The following is a 20,781-nucleotide window of genomic DNA, read 5'->3' on the forward strand; positions in this document are numbered from 1 at the left end:
GCACGATTAAAGAAAGAGGGGGGATAAGGCCCCCTCCTTTTACAATCGGTCTTTAGCAGTTTCGTAAACGGCACTTTTGTCGCGCTTGCCGACCGCGATCAAAAGAACCGTGATCTCCTGATCGTGGACCTGATACACCCCACGGATGCCATCATCACGCAGTTTGATTTTATAACAATTCGGTAAACCGCGAAGCTTGTTCTTTGGAACATGCGGGTTATGCAGGATCTTGCGGAGCTTTTTTACGAACCGCTCCGCAACGCTGTAATCCAGCGCGTACAGTTCATCCCTTACGACGTCCGGGATGTCCAGAGAGTAGATCGTCAAGGTTCACGTTCCTCATAATTTCCCCCGGGTTCTTCAGGCGTTTCTTGACCAGATCAAGAAGAACGGCGTCATCATCGCTCACGACTTCCTTGCGGATCGGCAGACGGTTGTTTCTGACGACATATTCAAGAACGTCCCGAAACAGGTCAGCAGGCGTCGTTCCGAGTTCCTTGACCTTCCTGAAGGACTCTTCTTTGAAATCGGCTTCAAGCCGCATTCCGAAATGGGCTGTGTTTGCAGTGATCTGGGGCATGGAGTCGGGACTCTCTCTACTCAACATCTCTCAAGGGCAATTCTCGGGGGCAGATCTCACAAGGATCACATCACCTTACACCGGGCCAAAATCTGATTTTATGGATCCGTCACTGTTGTAAAACAAAATTAAAACAAATGTTTTACGGATACAAGGAAATAAGAGCCCCTTCCCGTGCGGTTTTCTGACTAATAGGTCGTAGGTAGGAACTCACCTGTTTTCCGGCAGGCTTTCAATAATGATTTTTCCGATTTTGCCAGTCGCCCTGGTCTCGGGTGGTACGGTCGGATTGGAGGGGTAGCGATGCCCATCGAAACGGAGCCGCGCTTCGTATCTGGCAGTAATACCGCCGCCTGCGACAGACACACCAAGATCGTGCCAGCCATGGGTCGTGCTGGATAGTACGCGTATGGGCGGCCGGGTAACCGAAATGCTCGTTACCAGACGATACCCGGTTGGCGTCAGCGACAAGACATAGAGGGTACAACCGCCGCTGCCGCATAGGTCAGCCTGACCGTTACCAACAGTCGTCGCCATGGCATAAATCAGGGCCTCAGACTGCTTGTCACCATTCAGGTCGGAAAGTGCCACGCTGTAACGCGTGAGGTGGCGATCACGGATAAAGGCGGTGACACCAGCGGAGTCTGCCGCGCTTGCTGCGGTCGTGAGCGAACTGAGTGAGAGAACGGCCACTGCTGTCCACATTGCTCGATACTTCATCCACCGTCTCCTGATCGGGTGCCGCACACTGTCGTATCTCTGTGCCCGTTATGTAACGCCCACATATTGGAGCGTGAACAGTAATTTTTCCGTCTAAGTCGCAGATCGAGCCGCGATGATCCTTCCAACATCTGGAGGGATCCATGCGACACCACTACCTACTGACACCCGTTCTTCTGCTAGCCCTCTCGGCCTGCGCCACCAAACCGCCAGAGCCTGTGGCGACAACAGGCATGGCCAATCCCGAGCTTGCGCTGCAACGCGCCATTGCCACGACCGACGCGGATCTGGCCCAACTCGGCACGTTGCGCCCGACCCCGCCGCCCATGACCCCGGACCCCGGCCTGCCCGCTGACCTCAAGCGTCAGGTCTGGTTTGTCTGGCAAGGCCCACTTGAGCCTGCGGTCCGCAAGCTCGGCAAAGACATCGGCTACAGCGTGACCACGTTCGGCCCCCACCGGAAGGTCATTGTCCAGATCAATGCCGTGGCCCCGGTGATTGACCACCTGCGCGCGCTCGGCGAGCAGGCGGGAGATCAGGCCACCGTCTCTGTCGATCCCCTCTCCCACGCAATCTCGGTGACGTACCATGGCTGATCGCGCCCTGCTCTGCGGCCTCGCAACGGCTGCCTTCCTCGCATTCCCGTCTCTCGCAGGTGCGGCCGACACCGGCACCATTATGCCGTCCACAAGCTCCCTTCCTCCGCCAGCCCGGAGCGGAACGCTCGTGTCCATGCCCAACCCGCCTGAACCGGGCGCGGATCAGGTCAACACCAATGATGAGGCCCTCGGCAATCCTGCCAACACCCCGGTGACAGGCGCGCTTCAGCTCGACCGCATCACAGGCGGCGAGGCCCCACCGTCTCTCGAAGCCTTGCAGGATGCGCGACCGAACGATGAAGCCGGCGACGACCTCAAGCCAGGCCGACGCGAGCAGATCCGGCAGGCCGCGCTGACCTACGGCGCACAGGGCGGACAGGCAGCGCGGTCTTTCGCCATCAATGAAATGCTGCGCCACAACGAGCCAATCCTCGACACGACGTTCGATTTCCGCCCCTTCGTCCTGCCGGTCGGTGATGGTCAGACGCTGATGCAGCCCCCGATCGTCAGTCAGGCGCAGATGGCCTTTGCCCTGAATGATACCGGCACCATTGCCCATGAGAGCCGCTGCGTCTTCGAGATTACCCGAGAGGCACAGCTTACGTCCGCCGCACCGAACTGGCGGACCTATCTCGTCCGCTCCTGGAACAAGCCACGTCATCCGGCCTCATCCGCTTTGCCTCACACGGACAAGGAAGTGCGGCACTGGAACGACTGGGTGGCTGAGGGCTGGGCATCCGGAGAAAAGGTGGCAGATGAGATCTACCTGTCCGATCTCTCCCGTCTTCAGCGCGACATCACGGGCATGGCCCGCTACCGCGTGCTTCTGCGGGCCGGTCGCGTCGAAGAGCCACGCGTGGTGTTCGAGAACCGTCAGGCCGTGGGCGGCGGCGACAGTCTGCATCTTGGCGACCGTGTCATCCGGATCACCGGACAGCCCGGCCTCCAGGCCCGCACCCGCGTCGCCTATCCGGAGGACTGCCGATGAGCGCCGTCCTCAAACTGCGCGACACCGAAACCTGGGTACACGAACGGGCGAAGCGCGAGTACCCGTGGGTTGCTGAAGCCCGGAAACATGCACCCGGTCTCGATGACTTCCTGAAATGGGCGCATGGCCTCGGCGCGTCGCGCATCGACCTGCTGACCGGACACCGTGCCACGCTCACGGTTCATGGCCGCAACCGCTACGCCACCATGGACCCCACGACATCGCTGGATCTCAAGCAGATCGTGGATCACGTCTATGGCGCGGACGGCTCGGCGCGCGTCCTGATCAGCCTTCAGCTCGATACGGCCTATAGCGTGACGCTCAACCGTCGTGAGTCCCTGCGCTTTCGTATCAACATCTTTCCCGTACAGACCATGCGCGGCCCGGGCATGAATCTTGTCCTGCGGCCGATCCCGACCCTGCCGAAGAGCCTGGATGAGCAGCGCGTCGAGCAGGAGATCCGCGACACGAACCTGCTCAGAAGCGGCATGGTGCTCACGGGAGGATCGACCGGATCGGGCAAGACCACGTTGCAGTTCGGGCTGATCCATGAGCGTCTGATGGATCCGACCGTCTCGTGCAACATCTCCACGGGCGAGCAGCCGATCGAGTTCCTTTTCGACAGCCTCAAGCCTCCTAACGGCAACCGGATCACCCAGACGGAGATCCGACCGCCAAACATGACGCCGCCGTTGTTTGTCGAAGGCTCCATGCGCCGCGAAAACTCGGATCTGGTCCTTGGCGAGTGTCGTGACGGCCCGACCATGGAAGCGGCCATCAACTGCGCCATCACGGGCGGCAAGCTCTCCACCACCATCCATGCCGATAACGGCCCCCTCATGATCCAGCGCTCCATTGCGCTGTGCCCCCGGGCCGAACGGGACAATCTCGTCAGCGCTCTGGCGCAGTCGCTGCGTTTCGTCATCAACCAGCGTCTGTTGGATCGGGTCGGCGGCGGCCGTGTCGCGGTACGCGAATACCTGACCTTTCATCAGGATCTGCGCCGTCAGCTCATGCGCACCGAGAGCGAGCTTTGGCCCGATCTCGTGGCTCAGGCCATCGAAAGCGACGGCCAGAGCTACGCGGTCGCCATCCGCAAGGCCCTGGAAGACGGGCTGATCACCGAACAGACGGCCAATGAGGCCTGGAGGAGAGACGCCTGATGTGGCGCGCAACCGCAAAACCTGTCCGTCTGGCCATCCTTGATGGCCGGGCCTGTCTGCCGCTTCTCGTGACGGTCACGTACTGGAGCTGGACGACGCTGTATATTGGCGTTCTGGGGACCGCCCTGTTTGCAACGATCAGCTTTTTTGGCCTGACGCTGCCCGCGGCCCTCAGAACCGTCCGCCGCCTTGTCACCGGCCCCGTCCGGTCCGGTCGGCCGACCTGGAAGCGGAGGCGCTACGGATGACGGCCTCTCCTGCCATCGGCCTGCTGTCAGACGTTCTGGTCCGGGCCATCGACCGCAAGGGCCTCAGCGTTCTGTTGCGCGATGCCACCAACTCAACCCCCTGCGCCAGCACGGTCGCGGCGTCCGGCAGCGGTTTCCTGCCAGCCTTCCTGATCACCGCCGAGGCGCTGTGGTTTGAAATGACGCGGCACGGCTTTGGCCTGAAGCTGGTCGATGATCCTGAAGCCGCCCTCGGCGTGACCGTCATCGACCATGACGCGCAGTCAGCCGTCACGGTCCTGCTCTGCCTGCTCGATGTGCTGGACGCGCTTCCGGTTCAGAACGGTCAGATCAATCTGTGTGATCTGACCGGCCTCTGGCAGGCCAGTATGGCACGTCTTCAGCCTGTCTCCGTCCAGAAGGAGCAGGCCGCATGAAAACCCGCCTTTTCTTTCCGTTGGCCCTCGCGGCCCTCATGGCGGCCCCGGCTGCCTCGGCCGACGACGGCGGACGCCAGATTGCGGCCTGCCTGAAGGAGTCCGCTCATAACGCGCATGTGCCAGCGGGCGTCATGCTGGTCCTGCTCTATGTCGAAGGCGGCCATCCCGGTCAGGCCGTGCAGAATACCAACGGCACGTCCGACCTTGGCCCCATGCAGGTCAATACGATCCATGTTCCCGAGATTGCGCGCCACTGGCACACCACCCCGTCCCGCGCCTACGCGGCATTGCGGAACAATTCCTGCGCCAATCTTGAAGCGGGCGGCTGGATCCTCGGGCAGGAAATGACCAAGGCCCGGGGCGATCTCTGGCAGGCCGTCGCAGGCTATCACTCCCATACGCCTCGTTTTGGCACGGCCTACCTGAAGCGCTTCTACGAGATTTCCCAGACCCTGATCCGCACCAGCCATCAAGGAGACCCGGCATGAGTGGCACAGCTTCGCGGTCCTCAGGCACGCGCTCGTCAGGGGAAATCACCCTGATGCTGGCCGGTGTTGCGCTGTTGGGCATGGTTGTTCTGGCCTATATGGTCTGGTCAACATTCCACACGCAGATCAGCCGCTTCTACTGCGAGGCCCTGATCTGGCAGATCGGCATCCTCTCGCCGACCCCAGAGCTGGCGCGTCTGAATCTCCAGCTTCATCAGGCCCTGCACCATCCGGCATCCATTCGTCTGATTCAGCTCTATTACGGCCTGTCCATCGTCGGGATGCAACTTCGGTGGGTTGCCGTCCTGGTCGGCGGGATCTGCGCAGGTCTGTGCCTCTTCTTCGGGGAGAACAAGGCGCTGCGGGCCGTCCTCGATCTCGAAGGGCTGATTGCCGTGCAGGCAAAAATGTTTCCGACCCTGCGCGGGTTTGCCAAGCGCCGCATCACCCGACTGGTTGCGCCGTCCACCGGGGCACCCCTCCCGGCCGATCCGGCCCTGACGGCCGACGAGTGGCGCAGCCGCTTTGCCACAGCCGCTGATGGCAGTTTCAGTGAGGTCTGCGCACAGGAGGCGTTCGAGCGTCAGCTCGGCCCGCACTACACAACAGCCGGACCCGTCGCGACCCCACCTGCGGCTCAGGTGCTTTTTGCCGCCTTTGCGCTGCACAAACTCAAGCGTCGCGATGAGGCCATGACCCTGCTCGGGCAACTGTCTGAAGGTCTGGCAGACGCAGGCCTTGATGGCGATACCGGCCCGAAGGTCAGCCTGAAGGTGCCCGCAAACGTCCTGAAGGACGCGCAGGACTTCCTTGCAGACCCTGACGTCCAGGCCACGATCGCGCAAAGCTGTGACCGTCACGGATGGACCACGACCGCCCTCATGACGCTTCTGTGCGATGCCAGATTTGAAGCGGGCGTGCTGGCGCCGCCTGCCTTTGCCATCGTCAAGCTAATCGACCGGCCGCTTTGGTACGCCCTGCACTCCCTGGGCTACCCCAGTGAAAACCCCAACGAAGACGTGCATCCCAATCCCCGGATCGAAGCCGCTGGCGCCCGCGCCCACTGGTCCGAGGAACAGCGCCTGCGTCGCCCCCTCTACATCCCGGTGCTTGATCGCGCCCTTTCCACGCTCCGCTCCGCCTGAAGGACAGTTTCATGACCCGCATCATTCTCCAGCATGGCCAGAACGCACCCCTCACGCTCGACATCGAGGAGGGGAGCACGGCCCCGATCCATCTTCATTTTTCGCAAGCCCTGCCTGTGGCCGCCCCTCAGGCCGAGATCGCCCCGGTTGGACCTCAGGCCGCTCCGGTCAGCAGGATCCGCCGCTTTCTGCCGGTTGCCGCGACAGCCGCCGTGTGCGCAGGTCTGTTGTACACCTTTGGCGGCCTGCACGCCTCGGCGCCTGCGATGCCTGAATCTGCGCCTCTTCCGCCGTTGCCTTCCAGCGGCCCGCTGGAGACTCAGCCGCAAGCTCAGGCACCCACGGCACCACAGCAGATCCTGAAGGCGCTGCATCAGCCCGCCCATCTGGAAATGCCGTCCCCAGCACCCGCGCCAGCACAGGCCGGCTCGCCGTTCGGTCTGGAGAACTGAGGCCATGACGGCTCGCAAAATTGGCGCACCGCTTGGCCACCAGCAGGTTGAGCGGGGGAAGACATACCGCGACACCCGCCCGTTCTGGACAAAGACGAAGGAGGAGCTTCGCTCGCCTTTGGCCGGTTGGCTCGGCCTTGTGGGGGTCGGTCTGGGCTGGTTCGTGCCTGCCATTGATGGCGCGCTGATCCTCGCGGCCCCGGCCGTGGCAGCCTGGGTTGTCCTCCGTCCTGAGCGTCTTCCGCTCCACATGCCGCGCTACAGCGGGCTGAAGGATGCGAACGATCTCAATCCCAAGGATCGCAAACCCCGCCAGGCCAACGGCATTCTTTATCTCGGCACCGAGGCGCGCACCCGTCGTCAGCTCTGGATGTCTTCGGATGCGGCCCGTCAGCACGCGGCCATTCCGGGCACCACCGGGTCCGGCAAGACCACGGCCATTGTCTCCCTGATGACGAACGCCCTGGCCCATGGCTCCGGTTGCATTCTCGTGGACGCCAAGGGCGACAACACCGTCTATGGCGATGTGCTGGCCCTCGCACGGCGGTTCGGGCTCGATGATCAGGTGCTGGCGCTGAACTTTCTCGCCGCCTCCGGCACGCGGGATTCCAACACGTTCAATCCGTTTGCCACCGGAAACGCTGATGCCATCCGCGAAATGCTGGTCAGCCAGCTTGGCGAGCAGTCGGCCAATGATTCCAACGGCGTCTTTCGTGACCGCGCTGTCGGCCTCATCGGAACGGTGGTTCCGGCCCTCGTCTGGATGCGCGACACCCACGGCATTCCCATCAATATCGACGCGATCCGCTATGCCACCGACCTCCGCTGGATCGGCACCCTTGCGCGGCACAAGGTCTTCCTTATCCGCAATCCCGGATCCAATCAGGCCATCGAACGAAGGGTTGAGGACATCCCGGACGATGTGCTCTGGCCGCTTCAGGCGTATCTCGGCGAACTGCCCGGCTATGATTCCTCACTGGAATGGAACGCGCAGAAGGAAAACAAGCCGTCCGAACAGCACGGCTATGCCAAGATGTATTTCTCGCGCGTCTTCACCCAGCTTGGCGTCAGCCTCGGACATATCTTCAGCGCCGAGACGGCCGACATCATCATGCGCGATGTGGTGCTGAACCGCCGCATCCTGATCGTCATCCTGCCGTCTCTGGAGAACTCCTCGGACAGTCTGGCGGGCCTGGGGAAAATCGTCGTGGCCTCGCTGCGCGGCGTCATGGCCCAGCTTCTCGGGGCCAAGCTGCACGGCTCTGCCAGCGAAGTGTTCAAGCTGAAGGCCGGTGCCGGCGATGCGCCGTTCCAAATCTTCTTCGATGAGTTGGCCGCCTATGTAACGGACGGCATGGACCGGATGCTCGCCATGGGCCGTGGCCTGAACTGCATGTTCTGGATCTCGTTCCAGGATCTGCCCGGCCTGACGGCCCGGATCGGCGAAAAGGCCTTCTCCCTTCTCGGCAACGCGAACCTGACCCATGCGCTGCGGCTTCAGGATGCCATGAAGACCCGTGAATGGCTGGAACAGCAGGCCGACAAGGTCGAAGTCACACAGGCAACCCGCGTGGAGAACGATGGCTACGGATATTACAACGGCTCCGGCGCTGAGGTCCGCGAGGTCTCCCGCCTGCCCTGGAACGATCTGCAAAGCCTGATCGAGGGTGAGGCCGTCACGATGTTCGGCGGCCGGGTCATTCATTCCAAGACCTTCTTTGCCGACATCAATGGACGCTCAGGCGAGGTACGACGCGCCCGTCCGGTCATGCTGCCCTCTCCCAAGACCGGCCATGGTGTGGATCCGGATGCCGAGACATGGGGCATTGTCGAAACGCTGGAAAACGGCGACTTCCAGATCGAGACGGCCAGTTCGGCCTTCCCGCCAGCGGTCGCTGCCCTGATTGGCAGGATCGCGAATGAAAACCATCGGGACAGCAAGGCCCTCATGGGCGATGTCAGTACAAGCCTGACCGATCTGACGGCTTTCTTGCGGGCCACCACGGCTCACGGCCATGGAGAAGGCAACACGCCGTTCGCGGGGATGCTGGCCTGGGGACGCTTCCAGCGCGACGACAACAAGGACGAAAGCCTTGTGCCTGCGCAACCCATGGATGGGGCGTTTCTGGGGCAGATTGAGCAACTGGAGCGGCTTGTGGGCAGTCAGACCGGTCGGACGCCTCGTCGGCGCGCTGTGCTCGTCCTGGCGACCCGCGATCACCTCAGAACTCTACCGGCCAATACACCCGGAGCAAAAGGGGCCAGCGAGAAGGAAATCTTGGCCGCCTTTCGCAAAATAGGGGACAGGCTTCAGGCTTAGGCGAGAAACCCCTTATACGCTTAATGGCGGCTGGAAAGTGCTCATTAAGCGTAAGTCGAAAGCAATTTGCTTGCACCAATAGAGCCTATCTGGCCTCTGAACAGATCACCTGCCCCTCAAAAAAGAGGAGATGGCGACGGTTGCAAGTGTCGTAGTAAGAGGAGAAAGCTTTGTCTGGGCAACCTCTTACTGCAAGAAACATGAAATGACAGGCAGCCGAGACACTTTTCTGACGATATGCTTGGTCTTGATGACGGTTGTATTATTTTTCCCGTCTATCTTCTTGGATCACGCACAGGGCCTCAAATATGAGGATGTCTTCAAGGCAGTACCCGCGCTCGTTATTGGCCTCATAACAGCTTACATTGGATGGCAACAACACCAGACTGCTGCCGGACAAAAGCGCATCGCTGAGGACAAACATAGATTAGAACTGTTTGAAAAACGGTTTGAGACATACGACTTGTTTCTGAGAATGGCCGTAGCTGCACACAAGCTAACACCTACGGCTAGCTTCTACATCGACGACGAAGAAAGATATTCCGATTATAAAAAGAACTCGGATCGTATCTTTTTACTTAAAGAAAATGAAAATGATTTAATCTCGCATGGCGAGGGATCACTATTTCTGTTTGGACCTGAGGTTAAGTCTGCTCTCGATGTCGCAAGGCGCCAGATCTTTTCGAAATTAATTTCGACCGAGGCCATTAACAAGCAGGTGGAGCAGAATGGCCCAAGCAAAATCTTCACAAGTGACTTCTCAAGACGCGACCCCACCCAGAGATTCCATCGAGAGATGATAGCTAACTCTGACGAGTTCCTGCCTCGATTTTATCAGACAGGGCTTCCAGAAGTCATGAAGCCGTACCTCCAGATCTCACCGTATCTCACCGAGAAGCAGGGTTCATAAATTCTGAGGGCAGCCGATTTTGAACTGCGTGCCCTAACTTAGACCGCTGGCGAGGCGGTCTTGGCAATCATGAATCTACTCTCACGCAACTCCTGTTCCGCTTGAGACATAGCAGAACCGCTTTGCACCAGAAGCTCTGCGATCTGCTGGTCCAATTCCCTCAGCCTCGGAGCAGCCGTCTTTTCCAAGGTGATCGCCTGAACGCGGTTGGCCACCTCGCGCCCATAGTCGCGGCCCTCCTGCGCCATTTCCTCCTGCATCTTACCAAGGCGGATCAACTCCTGAACGTGCTTCTCCCGTTCCTCCTGCGAGGTGAATGGGAGATCCATGCCAAGCGCCTTGTAGGGCTTGTTGGACATGCCTTTGGCCACATGGTTCCACAGATCATCACTGGTGATCTCCGTCGTATCACCGAGCGCGCGCCCGTTGCGGACGGCCTCAAACGTCGCGCCGTCTGAGATCATGGTCCAGGTCGTGCCCTTGGCTCGGCTCTCTGCCACGTAAGACGTAAACCCGGTTGCCGTCGCCACGCCTCGCGGAAGCGCGTTGATATGTTCGTCTGAGGTGAGGCCCTGGGCGGCATCAATGGTCATGGCATGGCCGAAGCCAAGCAGGATCCGGCCGGTCTTGTGGTCCTTCAGCCGACGCCATTCAACATCCGCTTCCCGCCCATCCTTCATCCGGACTTTCAGGCCGTCCTTGCCGTGTGAGACAACCTCCACGACATCGCCGTTGTTGCCAACGGTCGTCCCTTTCCCTTCGACCGCCCCCCAGGTGCGCCGGAACAGGCGCAACCTGTCGCCGGCTGCAACCTGAAGCTCGTAAGTCTCGCCGCGCTGATCGACCGCATCCAGCTTCACTTCGTCCCGGGAGATTTCGCCACGGTTCTGCAGGATCTTACGCACGGCGCGGCTGAGGTCGGCCGCGTCCTGGTTGGTTAGGGCCGACATGCTGATCCCGCGCTTGGATCCGGACGCGGCCAGAGCGTCGCGGCGCGTTACATAAAGCTCGGCAATCTTTTGCAGCACCTCGTCCTGATCGCCGCCGACCAGACGGATGGTGCCGTCTTCGCGCTTCATGTCGATGGCGCGGCGGACTTCCTCAAAATGGAAGGCGTTGCGCGGATCGTCCCAGTTTTCCTGATCCCGGTTGGCATAGGCAGCCTTCCCTTTAGGGCGAAGCGCATCCAGTGCATCTGCATCCGGTGTCTCGCCACGGAACAGTCCGGCGATCTCACGATTGCGGGCCGTTGTCTGGCGGACCGTGGACAGCAGCTCCGGCATGTCCTCCTTAGCCAGAACCCTGCGCAGGATCTCGACAGTATCACCGGCCTCAATGGACTGTGCCTGCTCCCGATCGCCCAAGGCCTTGATGGTGCAGCCGCTCACGCGTTGCAGTTCCAGAAGCTGAAGCATCTGGCGCGGTGCGATCTGGCCGACCTCGTCAATGACCAGAACCGTGTTCTCATCCACGGTCTGCTCGCCTTTCTCAAGGCGGCTGAGGAAGGGCATCATGGCGTAGCGCTGATGGATCCCGGCATCACCAAGCGCATCGGCCTGACGCCAGGCCGTGGCAAGACCGATGATCTCACGGCCTTTCTCCGAGAACCGGGTATCCCGCTTCCAGGCATCCACGAGCGGCTGAAGCAGCGTTGTCTTGCCAGAGCCGGCAACACCCGTGAGCATCGAAATCTTTCCGGCCTTCCCCAGGGCATAGATCGCTGCCTTCTGGGACTGGCCGTGTTCGTTGTCGAAATCGAGGTCGCATCGTTCGATGGCCTCTGTGAGTTGGGCGTCCGAGAGGGAAGCACTACGATCTGCCGAGGCCCGAACGGCCTCCTTGGCAAGGGTCTCCTCGACACGGATCTGGGCCGTGTTGGTCACGCGGACCCGGTCATTCTTCACGCAGGACACAAGACTGACCTGTTCGCCTCGAACCTCAAGGCCTTTGTCCTCGATCAGTTTGACGACCTGGTCAATGTCTTCAATGCCCCCGGGGATGCCCGCTCCGATGAGGCCGCGAGCGGCGTACATCCTCAGCTTGTCATGATCGAGAACGGCTGCCGTCTCAAATTCCTTGCCGAGATGCCTGGCCGCGAACGCATAGGCCTGCTCATGCCGGTCTTTGGGATCAGCGATCTCTTCCAGCGGGGACCCGAGTAATGAGCCCTCCTCCCAGCCAAGTTCACGGGCCTGTCGCTTCCAGGTCTCTACTTCATCTTCATGGCGCTCTTTCCCGTGCCGGGAGGCAAGACCTGCCATTGAGAGGATGCGCTGCTTCTTCTCAATCGGCATGGTCTCCCAGTCCTGACCTTCTTTCGCAGCATAATCCTTTGCAGCCTGCACAACCTGTCTGCGGCCCTTGCTGAAGAAATCGCAAAGGTCTTTCGAGACGCCAAGTGCCACGGTGGCCTGTTCGTTGGCGTCGTACCCCTGAGCCACTCCAATTTGTCGGAGCCGGCCGGCCAGCCGTGCCTGGAAAAAGGCACCGAACTCGTGCACGCGAGATCGCAGCCTTTTCGTATCGAGAGATCCTACATGGCCGTCTTCTGTCACTACGACATTGAAAAACGTGTTGTGAATATGGTCATGCGGGTCGCCGCCCGAGCGACTGTCTATCAGATAAGTGAGACCGCTTTCAGGGTCTCTTGCCTCCACGGTAGGGCGTGCGGTCGTGTGCCGATATGAGACCCAGGCAACATCTCCTTTTTCTGCGCCTCCCTCCCCGCCATGGCCTCTGCGAGCATATCCAAGTTCACGGGCGACATAGCGCATTGTGTCATCATTGGCCTGATCAATGGCGTGCCAGATCGCGGCGCGCTCCGCCTCGGTCGGCGCGAGCTCAGCGGCCAGGCTGATGGACTTGTGAGGGGCAAGGGTCAGATCATATGCACTGATCTTTCGCTCTGATTTCGACCATGCTTCACCATTGTCAGCCCGTTTACCTTCATACAGTCGGCTGAGATCCTGATGACGGGGCGGGGAGCGCAAGTCCACGCCCAGAGCCTGCGCGACATGAGGCGACATATCGGGACGCCATGAAGCTCGACTGTCACGCCCGGTGTAGTAGCTGGTTAGCCGCTTGCCATCTCCATCCGGAACTTTGCCTCCGTCTTTTCGGAAATCGTGTTCGGGGTCGGGCGCGCCTTCCGTAAAGTAGGCCGCGACAATGCTGCCTCGACACGCAGCAGAGATCTTTCGGAAGGTCATCATGACGTGTGGCCGTCCTCTGTCTTCGGACGAACCTTACGGCCTTCAAGAAGGTCGTTGTTTCTAGCGGTCGTGTGGTCGATACGCCTGATGACCGGCTCCTGATCCTTCATAAGCTCGACCAGGCGCGCGAGAATGTCGTCCAGTGTCGGGCCGTCCCCCTTCTCCGAGGGGGTAAGAAGCTCGATCAGGATACTCAGCTTTTCGCTGATGAACCGGATCTCTTCGCCCTGCTCGTCAGAGCGGGCGAGAAGGGTCTGAAGAAGCTCCCGATCCGAAACATCGGTCTCGGGAGCGCGGTCGGGGGTCTGGGTTTGATCTGTCATGAGGGCAGGATAGAAAGCCCTCATGCGACTGAGATCATTTCGTCCCAGCCTTCGCTAGCGCCAAGGCTTTGTTTTCCGAAGCTCGCTGGACCCATTGTGCCAGACGGGTGCTGAGGGAGATGGCCTGATCGAGTTGCTGTAGGCCTTCATCAAGTGTCAGCGGTTCATTGAGGATCGCAATCTCAGCGCGATAGCTCCGCCACAGCGATCCCACCAGCTGTGCGGAACTCACCAAAGCCTGCATGTCGGCCTGATCGAAGTCGAGTAAGATCTCGTCCATGTCGCGCGTCTCGATCACGAGTGGCGCATTCGGCAGGCTTAAAACGACATAGCGGCCTGGTGCCTGGAAGCGCCCCTTTAGATGCTGTTGGTCTTCAAGGTTTTCAGATGAACCTCCTGGAAGCGCGTAGAAACCTGTCTCCCGGATGCGAGGAATAACCTCTTCTGTAATCCAGCGGCGGAAGCGTTTAGCGATTGGTTTCCGGGATACGAAAGAAAGATGATACGCGCCGCTCTCGGTGACACACACCACCTGCTGCGGGCCACCTGCGGTCTGTACTCGAATGAGAGTCTTTTCGTCATCGTCCAGTCGCTTCGCCGCATCGGCAGGCCCTTTGATTTCGAGTGCTCCGCAGATGTCCGCAATCAGAAACCATTGCCGTCCCTGGTGGGAGACAGAGCGCAGCGTCGCTCCGGCGAAGATGAACTCAGACGATGTTTCAAGTGGAAGGCTACCTGCCTTCTGCTGCTCATAGATTGTCTCTGCTGCCAGTGTCACGGGTGTCTCCTTCGGGGTGGGACAGTCATCATGACAGCGTGGTTTGCGACTGAGCCGACCATCAGAAGCGCGACCAAAGGGTGCGGCTACTAACCGCACCCTTTTCCTCTTTTGCCTCTCGGCGGCGAAGCCGTCCGCACCAACGGTGCAATGGTGTATGAAGAAGCTCTTTTTCTATGCCGTGCTTACGCCGTGCCTTCGCCGCGCTCACGCCGTGGGGTCGCCGTAGAAACGCCGTAGGAGCGCCGTGGTAACGCCGTGAACGCGCCGGACTTGCGCCGTGAAAACGCCGTGTGTATAGCTTCAGACGGCTGTATTGGGCTCTGGGACCATGTCACGCAGAGGCCGTCAGTCCCGCGCTGTGCCCAAAACGGACACACTTCGAGGAGACCGCCCGTGACAAATCCACTCCACGACCTGAAGACTTCCAGGAATGGAAAGCGCGCATTGCGGGACCGGGCGAGCCCACTCTACAGGTGGCTGCGCACCAACATGGCCGAGGTCGCCGACCTTCGTGAGACCGGGGTCGCAACGTGGAAAGATATTCTCGGCGCGGCGCGTCTCTCGGGCCTGAACGTCGAGGTCAGTCCGCGGATGGCGAACGTCATCAGCAAACAGTGGTACCGTCTTCAGAATGAGGCTCAGGGCCTTCCGGTGGATGCCAAGTCAGACACCTCGGCAGTGAGGCCAGAAAGGATTTTGCCTCCGAGCAAGATTGCTCCCGACTGGCGTCCGGACGAAATTGAGGCTCACTGGGCTGAACGCGAGGAGCCTGTTTCAGTGAGGCCAAGTGAACTGAGCAGCCCCGAAGACGCAACCGGACAGGCGCTGGTGTCGGCTCATCCGATCCGCGCGACACCTCCCGTGGCAATCGAAGACAATGAGAAAATTCCGCAGCACAGCAGAGACTCACTGAAGCGCCTGCGCGAAAAGATCCGCGCCCGCAAAGAGGAAAAGTACCGTCTGACACCAGACTGATTTTCTTACCCAGGAGCATCTCAGTCGCAGATCAAGCGGTCATCATGGCTTTCGAAAGAGGAACACCAGTCCGTCTCATCGGGAGGCGGATCACCTCAACAGGAGCCTGACTGTGACCAAGGACGCTGACGTCAAAGCCACCCCGTCTGCACCGGCCCCCAAGGCCACCGCCAAGAAAAAGCCCGTTATCTTCACAATCATCGGTCGTCAGCGGGTTGGCAAAACGACCCTGCTTAATGCTCTCGCACAGACCGTTCATGACCAGGGCGGAACGCCGGAGATCTGGAACACCGATCTCCTGAACCGCTCACACTCAATCTCGAATTTCCATGACGCGGATAGTCCGGCCGCAGGCGACACAAAGCGCCAGAGAAAATGGCTGGAAGAAAAAATCCAGTCTCTTATGGAAAGTCGCCATGACGCCATTCTCGACATCGGCGGCGGATGGACAGCCCTGCACGAGTTGATCAACACGGAATCCCTAAGCCGCGCGCTTGACATGATGGGGATCACGCTCTCGGTGGTCTTTCTGATCGGGCATGAGCGGGCTGATCTGGACTATCTGGAAGATCTCCAGAAAAAGAAGAAGTTCTCGCCCCGCAATTCCGCGATCATCATCAATGAAGGCCTCATCCCTCCTTCACTGGACGTGGATGACGTTGTTGATGTCGTTTCCCACCATCCAGCCGTCGAAGAGGCGATGGAGAATGGCGCGGACATCTTCATGTATCCGGCCGCTGAGCCAATGAAAGACGTGTGCGACCGGGCGATGACGTTCTCGGCCTACGCCGCAGGCGAGCAGAAGGACGGCTTCCCGACTAGCTCCATTTTTGATCGACTGGCCATGGACCGCTGGTATCGCCGTGATTTTCCCGCATTTCTTCAGGAACTCGGCGCCAGTCGCCTGCCGAATATGCCTAAGGGCCTCCCTGTTCCGGCCGAAAGTGACGTGTAATGTCTGAAGGCCTTACCCAGAGGATTTCCGACTGTCAGGCCAGATTCGAAAGCTCACTGGATGCGCTGCGCGAGCAGACGCATCGTTGGACGCTTCGGCCGCGTTCACCTGAGGCCAAGGTTCTGGATGGCCTCATGATCCTGATGGAGATGAACAATCTTCATCAGGCCCTCCTTCTCAAGGATCGTGAACACTCGGAGGCAGCGCATAGAGCGCTGTTTCAGGAGGCCGAGACACGAATGGAGCAGTGCGTTGCCAAGTGCGAGAGCCTGCTGGATCAATGCACACGCTCGGCAACAGAAGAGGTTATTGAGGTCAGGCGTGCTCTTCATGAAGGCGTGGCAGCCTCTCGCCAGCTCCAGAAGATTGACGAAAAGACCGTCAAGGCGAAGGTCGCGGAAGTCCTTGGCACCGTTAAAGGCGAAATCGCCGAAAGCATGAAAGCGCAGATCGTGATGGCGGGCACTCGTGTTCGACGGGACGAAATCAGCAAGCGGGCCGGATGGTTCGCTACCATGATCGTGGGCGGAACCGTCTTCGGAATTATCCTCGATCACCTGATTTAGGTGTGTCCAAAACGGACACACCACCTCGGGCCAACAAGCGCTGTTCAGACAATACTCAAAGTCGCAGACTACGGGCGGATACTGACCACCCCAACACAGGAGTGTTCAATGCCGCCCCCTCTTAAACCACAGTTCCTGATGACAGGTCTGGCCTTCTCGGTCGGACTTGGCCTCAGCGGTTCGTGCCAGGCGCAGTCGATTGAGGTGCCTAACGGCCTGCCTGAAGTCCCGCATGTCGTTTATCCAGAAGTCGGCCTGCCAAACTTTACGGTACCAGCCGGGACAGTTCAGCAGATCGGCGGGGACGGGAAAGTGATTCAGACCACGCAGCCCGTCTCAACCGGATCGGATTCATTGCAAACGCTCTATAGCCGCGCATGGGGCTATCAGGCCGCTGACAATGCGTCCTCCATTGGCGTGAACCCTGCTGCCTTGGCCGCAACCTGTCAGGTCGAATCAGGCTGCCAGAATGTCTATACGGCCACCGGATCAGGCCACACCATCACGGGAGCGTTTCAGATGTCGAACGGCACATATTCAGAAGAAATGAGCAAAGCGCTCGCCGCCAACCCGGGACTGGCCAGCACCATCACCTCGGGGACTGCCGGACAGCAGGACCCGGCCACACAGGCTGTTGCGGCCGCACAATATCTTAAAGACGCAGCCCTTTCTCTTCAGAAAGCCGGCGTCAGTAATCCGACCGCCGTTGATACCCGTGGCTATTATAATTTCGGCCCAACAACTGGAAACGCCCTTGCCCAGGCAAACTCAAGCGACCTCATGTCCGACTACATCTCCAGCAGCAAGATGAGCAGCAACGGCGTTACAAGCGGAATGACCGTAGGACAGTGGAGGCAGTCCGTTGCGGACAAAATGAGGACCGGAGCCACGAGCCCTGTCCTTTCATCGTAATGTGATAGAGAGAGACAATGAACAGACAAATCCTCTTAGCGGTTGCCGGTTTCGCCTCTGTCCTTGGGACAGCTCATGCCGCGAACGTCACTCCGGTAAAGCCGATCGACCATCATGTCTGTATGGCATTGGATGCGCCCGATGACGTCATGATGGACACTCACCATCCCATCTCTTTCATGTCAGCCCCTGCTCCATCAGCTACCGTCATTTCTGACGCTTCGGTGGTCATGGCTATTGATACCGTCGAGCCACAGAAAAATGGCTACGCTCTCACAATGACCTACACGCTCCAGCCTGCATGGATCAGCACGAGGTGGCTAAAGCCGTACTCGGTTGTTCACCCAGGAGTGACATGCACGCCTTATGTGATGAGCAATGGAAAGCTCGGCTTTGACTTCAAGCACCACCAGCACTGACGAAGGCGAGTTTGCGATTTGAAGGCAGCCTCCGGGCTGCCTTTTTCATATCCCCTGAGCCTGGACGTGGAGACACCGGAAGCCACCACGTCGCGGGCAATGTCACCCGGCTTTGCGGATCTCGGCGAGAATGGGATCGGCCTTTCTCTGCCGGGGACAGGGATGGGCCACATGGGCCGCTTCCAGATCCAGTAGCCACAAAGACAGATCAGCCGGAAGAGAGGACGTGCCCTCCAGGCAGCGCCGGAACTGGTTGCGGTGCATGTCGCATTTCTCGGCGGCCTGACGCTCGGACCATCCGATCCGGAACAGGGCAAGAGACAGGCGCGGCCCGGTCAGGTGCTTCGGGCGGCTATCGAGAGGGGAAAGGCTCTTCGTCATAAGGGTATCGTGCCGCCGCGTTCTGCGACTGAGCGTAAATAATCGCTCCTTCAAAATACGCATCCAGATAGGCCGCGAAGCCCGGAAAACCTTGCCATTTCTCGCAAAAACCGCTAATTTCTTCCTATGAGTTCAGCCAAAACCCTTTTCGCTCCGACGCCTTTTTCCGCCCTTTCGGATGAAGAGCGCGCGCGCCGTCAGGATGCGGTCGAATGGACCCTCGCGGCCCAGAGACGGCAGGGCTACACGCATGATCCCCTTATCGAGGATGCCTGCCAGTCGTTCGTCGCGGGACAGATCGACCTCGCCGAACTGGGGCGGAGACTGAATCCCGCCCTCTGACGCGTCAATGCCTCCCGCCCACGGTTACACCTACCCAAATGTCTCGGATGATCCTGACCAGACGGACGTTCTGCGAAACCGTCTCGGCCTGCGCCGCCATTCCGAGCTTCACCCCGAAGAGTACCGCCGCACCAGTCACAGGATTCTGGAAATCCGGATGGGTCTGGGGCCGTCCGGCTCTTTCGATGCCGACCACCTGAAGGCCATCCATCGGCATATCTTCCAGGACGTCTATGAGTGGGCCGGTCACATGCGCCACGAAAGGCCGGTCGTGGACGGAGCACGGGTCGAACCGATCGGCTCCATGCGGAAAGGGTCAACAACCTTCCTCCCCGGCTCCCATATCGACATGGGGCTAAACGAGGCCTTCAAGCCCATCCGCAACCCGGATGTGCTGAAGAACTCCACGCCGGAGCAGTTCGCGGCCGTTGCCGGAAAGGTTCTAAACGAACTCAATTATGTCCACCCGTTCCGAGAAGGAAACGGCAGAACGCAGGAGGCCTTTCTTTCAGAACTCGGCCGTCATTACGGGCATAACGTGGACCTTTCCGTCATCACAAAAGCCCGCATGGTGTCCGCGTCCATTGCCGGCACGCAGGATCCGGATCACCCTGCTATGGGGGCCTTGCTGACAGATGCCACCGATCCCACCCGTGCGCGTGCCCTTAAGGAGCTGATGCAGGACATGGGCTCTGGCCCTGCCGCAAGGCCGCTGGATGACCTCGTCATCCGCACGGCCGCGCCTGGGGAAACCGTTTCGGGGATCTTCAAGACACGGACCAGCCTTTCCGGTGCGTTTGAAACGCCTGACGGGATCGTGGCGGTGCCTGTCGCGGATCTGCGAAACGCCGTCCGACAGGATGGCGGATACACTGTCACCGTGCAGTCCGATTTTTTGACGGCCTCTACTGCTCCGGTGCTTCGGCCCGTACCGCGTCCGGTCATTCCGGCTGTCTTCGGGCCTGCGGAAGAGAAGCGCGAAAGCGCGCTCCTGGCACAGGCCAAGGAAGAAGGCCGCAAGGCCGCCGCCTCTCTTCATGCGTTCTGGTCGGCCCCGCCTTCCCTCGTCTGCCGCGACATCGAGGCCGCTATCCGCCAGGAGGGCGGCGATGCAGCACAGGCCTTCACCGGCATGAAGGCCGGAGGCCGTCATGCGGCGCTCGGGAAAGAGATCGAAAAAGAACTGCGCCATAATCCCACCTTCGCGCGCGAGCTGGGCAAGGTGCAGAAGGACATGGCAGCCTATGGCGACAGTCGGGAAAAGGCCTTTGCGTTTGGGGCCGCTCACGGTCGGGAAGCAGAAATCCTGACAGAACTGGCCGGGACGGATCGGGACATCGCCCGCCATGCCAGCCGGACTCCCACCTCTGAACCGGGCCGCGCCCTGATCCAGACCCTGACCGGCCAGCCCGCCCTGACCTCCACAACGGACCCGGCAGGCCACCCGTCTCTTTCGTCTGCCCGAACACCCGGCCCCGGCTGATCGCCCCCTGTTTTCCTAGACCCATCCTGCCCGTGCGGCGAGCACACTGACGGCGACGAGAGTGGAACGACGGTGGCGTTTTCCTGAGCCCATCCTGCCACTGGTCAAGACGGGCGACGGGACAGGCCGTCAAGCCCGGAGCGTCCTGAGCAAGGGGGGCAGGTTTGCGGCTGATGCGGGGTCGCGTGCGGCCCTGCAGCAGACGCGGGCCTGACACCTGCCGCCGAGGGTCGCGCAGTGGCTTTACGGACTGGCACGGCGACTGTCAGACTGAACGCTGGATGCGAGGCCGCCGTCGTGGAACGTGCCTCCCCGGACGGTCCGCAGGACTGGCCGGGGAGGTTGAGGAGCCGTCTCACGAACCGATCAGCCACACCAGGACCGTCCGTCATCGGAAAAG

At 60.2% G+C, this 20,781-nt stretch carries 25 protein-coding genes; 17 read left to right on the top strand and 8 right to left on the bottom strand.

The window, feature by feature from the left end:
* Window positions 1–39: 39 nt before the first annotated feature.
* The 3 genes from HKD32_RS13180 to HKD32_RS13190 form a co-directional block, all read right to left on the bottom strand.
* A complete protein-coding gene (locus HKD32_RS13180) occupies window positions 40–327 on the bottom strand; it encodes a type II toxin-antitoxin system RelE family toxin (protein WP_273498699.1) in 288 nt (95 codons plus the stop codon).
* Window positions 284–580, bottom strand: a complete 297-nt coding sequence (locus HKD32_RS13185) for a type II toxin-antitoxin system RelB/DinJ family antitoxin (RefSeq protein WP_194258207.1) — start codon at window positions 578–580, stop codon at window positions 284–286. Before HKD32_RS13185 ends, HKD32_RS13180 begins: the two co-directional genes overlap by 44 nt.
* 210 nt (window positions 581–790) lie before the next feature.
* A complete protein-coding gene (locus HKD32_RS13190) occupies window positions 791–1,300 on the bottom strand; it encodes a hypothetical protein (protein WP_194258208.1) in 510 nt (169 codons plus the stop codon).
* Window positions 1,301–1,443: 143 nt separating this feature from the next.
* Here HKD32_RS13190 and HKD32_RS13195 point away from each other — a divergent pair, with 143 nt between their 5' ends.
* The 10 genes from HKD32_RS13195 (at window position 1,444) to HKD32_RS13240 (ending at window position 10,032) form a co-directional block, all read left to right on the top strand.
* Complete coding sequence (locus HKD32_RS13195) at window positions 1,444–1,896, top strand: DotD/TraH family lipoprotein (RefSeq protein ID WP_194258209.1); 453 nt, start codon at window positions 1,444–1,446, stop codon at window positions 1,894–1,896.
* Complete coding sequence (locus HKD32_RS13200) at window positions 1,889–2,887, top strand: type IV secretory system conjugative DNA transfer family protein (RefSeq protein WP_194258210.1); 999 nt, start codon at window positions 1,889–1,891, stop codon at window positions 2,885–2,887. The genes HKD32_RS13195 and HKD32_RS13200 overlap by 8 nt, the downstream gene beginning before the upstream one ends.
* Window positions 2,884–4,050, top strand: a complete 1,167-nt coding sequence (locus HKD32_RS13205; RefSeq protein WP_194258211.1) for a type IV pilus twitching motility protein PilT — start codon at window positions 2,884–2,886, stop codon at window positions 4,048–4,050. The genes HKD32_RS13200 and HKD32_RS13205 overlap by 4 nt, the downstream gene beginning before the upstream one ends.
* On the top strand, window positions 4,050–4,298 hold the full coding sequence (gene icmT / locus HKD32_RS13210; protein WP_194258212.1) for an IcmT/TraK family protein: 249 nt from the start codon (window positions 4,050–4,052) through the stop codon (window positions 4,296–4,298). The genes HKD32_RS13205 and icmT overlap by 1 nt, the downstream gene beginning before the upstream one ends.
* The gene (locus tag HKD32_RS13215; RefSeq protein ID WP_194258213.1) at window positions 4,295–4,714 is read left to right on the top strand and encodes a hypothetical protein; all 420 of its coding nucleotides are present in this window, start codon (window positions 4,295–4,297) and stop codon (window positions 4,712–4,714) included. Before icmT ends, HKD32_RS13215 begins: the two co-directional genes overlap by 4 nt.
* Window positions 4,711–5,205, top strand: a complete 495-nt coding sequence (locus HKD32_RS13220) for a lytic transglycosylase domain-containing protein (protein ID WP_194258214.1) — start codon at window positions 4,711–4,713, stop codon at window positions 5,203–5,205. The genes HKD32_RS13215 and HKD32_RS13220 overlap by 4 nt, the downstream gene beginning before the upstream one ends.
* A complete protein-coding gene (locus HKD32_RS13225; RefSeq protein WP_194258215.1) occupies window positions 5,202–6,350 on the top strand; it encodes a secretion/conjugation apparatus DotM-related subunit in 1,149 nt (382 codons plus the stop codon). The genes HKD32_RS13220 and HKD32_RS13225 overlap by 4 nt, the downstream gene beginning before the upstream one ends.
* A gap of 11 nt (window positions 6,351–6,361) precedes the next feature.
* Window positions 6,362–6,802, top strand: coding sequence for a hypothetical protein (locus HKD32_RS13230; protein WP_194258216.1), 441 nt, complete (start codon window positions 6,362–6,364; stop codon window positions 6,800–6,802).
* 4 nt (window positions 6,803–6,806) lie between these two features.
* The gene (locus HKD32_RS13235; protein WP_194258217.1) at window positions 6,807–9,122 is read left to right on the top strand and encodes a type IV secretory system conjugative DNA transfer family protein; all 2,316 of its coding nucleotides are present in this window, start codon (window positions 6,807–6,809) and stop codon (window positions 9,120–9,122) included.
* Between the two features lie 130 nt (window positions 9,123–9,252).
* Window positions 9,253–10,032, top strand: a complete 780-nt coding sequence (locus HKD32_RS13240; protein ID WP_157091161.1) for a hypothetical protein — start codon at window positions 9,253–9,255, stop codon at window positions 10,030–10,032.
* 38 nt (window positions 10,033–10,070) lie between these two features.
* On the opposite strand, the gene mobF is transcribed toward HKD32_RS13240, so the two are convergent.
* Genes mobF through HKD32_RS13255 form a run of 3 tightly spaced genes read right to left on the bottom strand, consistent with a single transcriptional unit; the run spans window position 10,071 to window position 14,345 of the window.
* Window positions 10,071–13,244 carry a MobF family relaxase gene (gene mobF / locus HKD32_RS13245; protein ID WP_064273031.1) on the bottom strand — a complete coding sequence of 1,058 codons (3,174 nt, stop codon included), beginning with the start codon at window positions 13,242–13,244 and terminating at the stop codon, window positions 10,071–10,073.
* Complete coding sequence (locus tag HKD32_RS13250; protein WP_083956183.1) at window positions 13,241–13,591, bottom strand: hypothetical protein; 351 nt, start codon at window positions 13,589–13,591, stop codon at window positions 13,241–13,243. The genes mobF and HKD32_RS13250 overlap by 4 nt, the downstream gene beginning before the upstream one ends.
* Window positions 13,592–13,601: 10 nt before the next feature.
* Window positions 13,602–14,345, bottom strand: coding sequence for a BRO-N domain-containing protein (locus HKD32_RS13255; RefSeq protein ID WP_064273030.1), 744 nt, complete (start codon window positions 14,343–14,345; stop codon window positions 13,602–13,604).
* 396 nt (window positions 14,346–14,741) lie between these two features.
* On the opposite strand from HKD32_RS13255, the gene HKD32_RS13260 reads away from it, so the two are divergent.
* From HKD32_RS13260 to HKD32_RS13280, 5 genes are all read left to right on the top strand, one after another.
* Complete coding sequence (locus HKD32_RS13260) at window positions 14,742–15,323, top strand: hypothetical protein (protein WP_064273029.1); 582 nt, start codon at window positions 14,742–14,744, stop codon at window positions 15,321–15,323.
* Window positions 15,324–15,435: 112 nt separating this feature from the next.
* Complete coding sequence (locus HKD32_RS13265; RefSeq protein ID WP_062027993.1) at window positions 15,436–16,278, top strand: P-loop NTPase family protein; 843 nt, start codon at window positions 15,436–15,438, stop codon at window positions 16,276–16,278.
* A complete protein-coding gene (locus tag HKD32_RS13270; protein WP_194258218.1) occupies window positions 16,278–16,844 on the top strand; it encodes a hypothetical protein in 567 nt (188 codons plus the stop codon). The genes HKD32_RS13265 and HKD32_RS13270 overlap by 1 nt, the downstream gene beginning before the upstream one ends.
* A 138-nt stretch (window positions 16,845–16,982) precedes the next feature.
* Window positions 16,983–17,756: a hypothetical protein gene (locus HKD32_RS13275; RefSeq protein ID WP_337905552.1), complete on the top strand. Its 774-nt coding sequence runs from the start codon at window positions 16,983–16,985 to the stop codon at window positions 17,754–17,756.
* 17 nt (window positions 17,757–17,773) lie between these two features.
* Window positions 17,774–18,175, top strand: a complete 402-nt coding sequence (locus HKD32_RS13280) for a hypothetical protein (RefSeq protein WP_064275050.1) — start codon at window positions 17,774–17,776, stop codon at window positions 18,173–18,175.
* Between the two features lie 102 nt (window positions 18,176–18,277).
* On the opposite strand, the gene HKD32_RS15285 is transcribed toward HKD32_RS13280, so the two are convergent.
* Entirely contained in the window at window positions 18,278–18,556 is a 279-nt protein-coding gene (locus tag HKD32_RS15285; protein ID WP_225198652.1) for a hypothetical protein, read from the bottom strand.
* Window positions 18,557–18,682: 126 nt separating this feature from the next.
* On the opposite strand from HKD32_RS15285, the gene HKD32_RS15290 reads away from it, so the two are divergent.
* Window positions 18,683–18,898, top strand: coding sequence for an antitoxin VbhA family protein (locus HKD32_RS15290; protein WP_063905511.1), 216 nt, complete (start codon window positions 18,683–18,685; stop codon window positions 18,896–18,898).
* A 7-nt stretch (window positions 18,899–18,905) separates the two neighbouring features.
* Window positions 18,906–20,381, top strand: coding sequence for a Fic/DOC family protein (locus tag HKD32_RS13290; protein ID WP_194258221.1), 1,476 nt, complete (start codon window positions 18,906–18,908; stop codon window positions 20,379–20,381).
* A 104-nt stretch (window positions 20,382–20,485) separates the two neighbouring features.
* On the opposite strand, the gene HKD32_RS13295 is transcribed toward HKD32_RS13290, so the two are convergent.
* Window positions 20,486–20,773 (bottom strand): hypothetical protein, encoded by a 288-nt coding sequence (locus HKD32_RS13295; protein ID WP_194258222.1) that lies wholly within the window; start codon window positions 20,771–20,773, stop codon window positions 20,486–20,488.
* Between the last annotated feature and the right edge of the window lie 8 nt (window positions 20,774–20,781).

This window comes from Gluconobacter japonicus (assembly GCF_015244665.1).
Classification (GTDB): Bacteria; Pseudomonadota; Alphaproteobacteria; order Acetobacterales; family Acetobacteraceae; genus Gluconobacter; species Gluconobacter japonicus.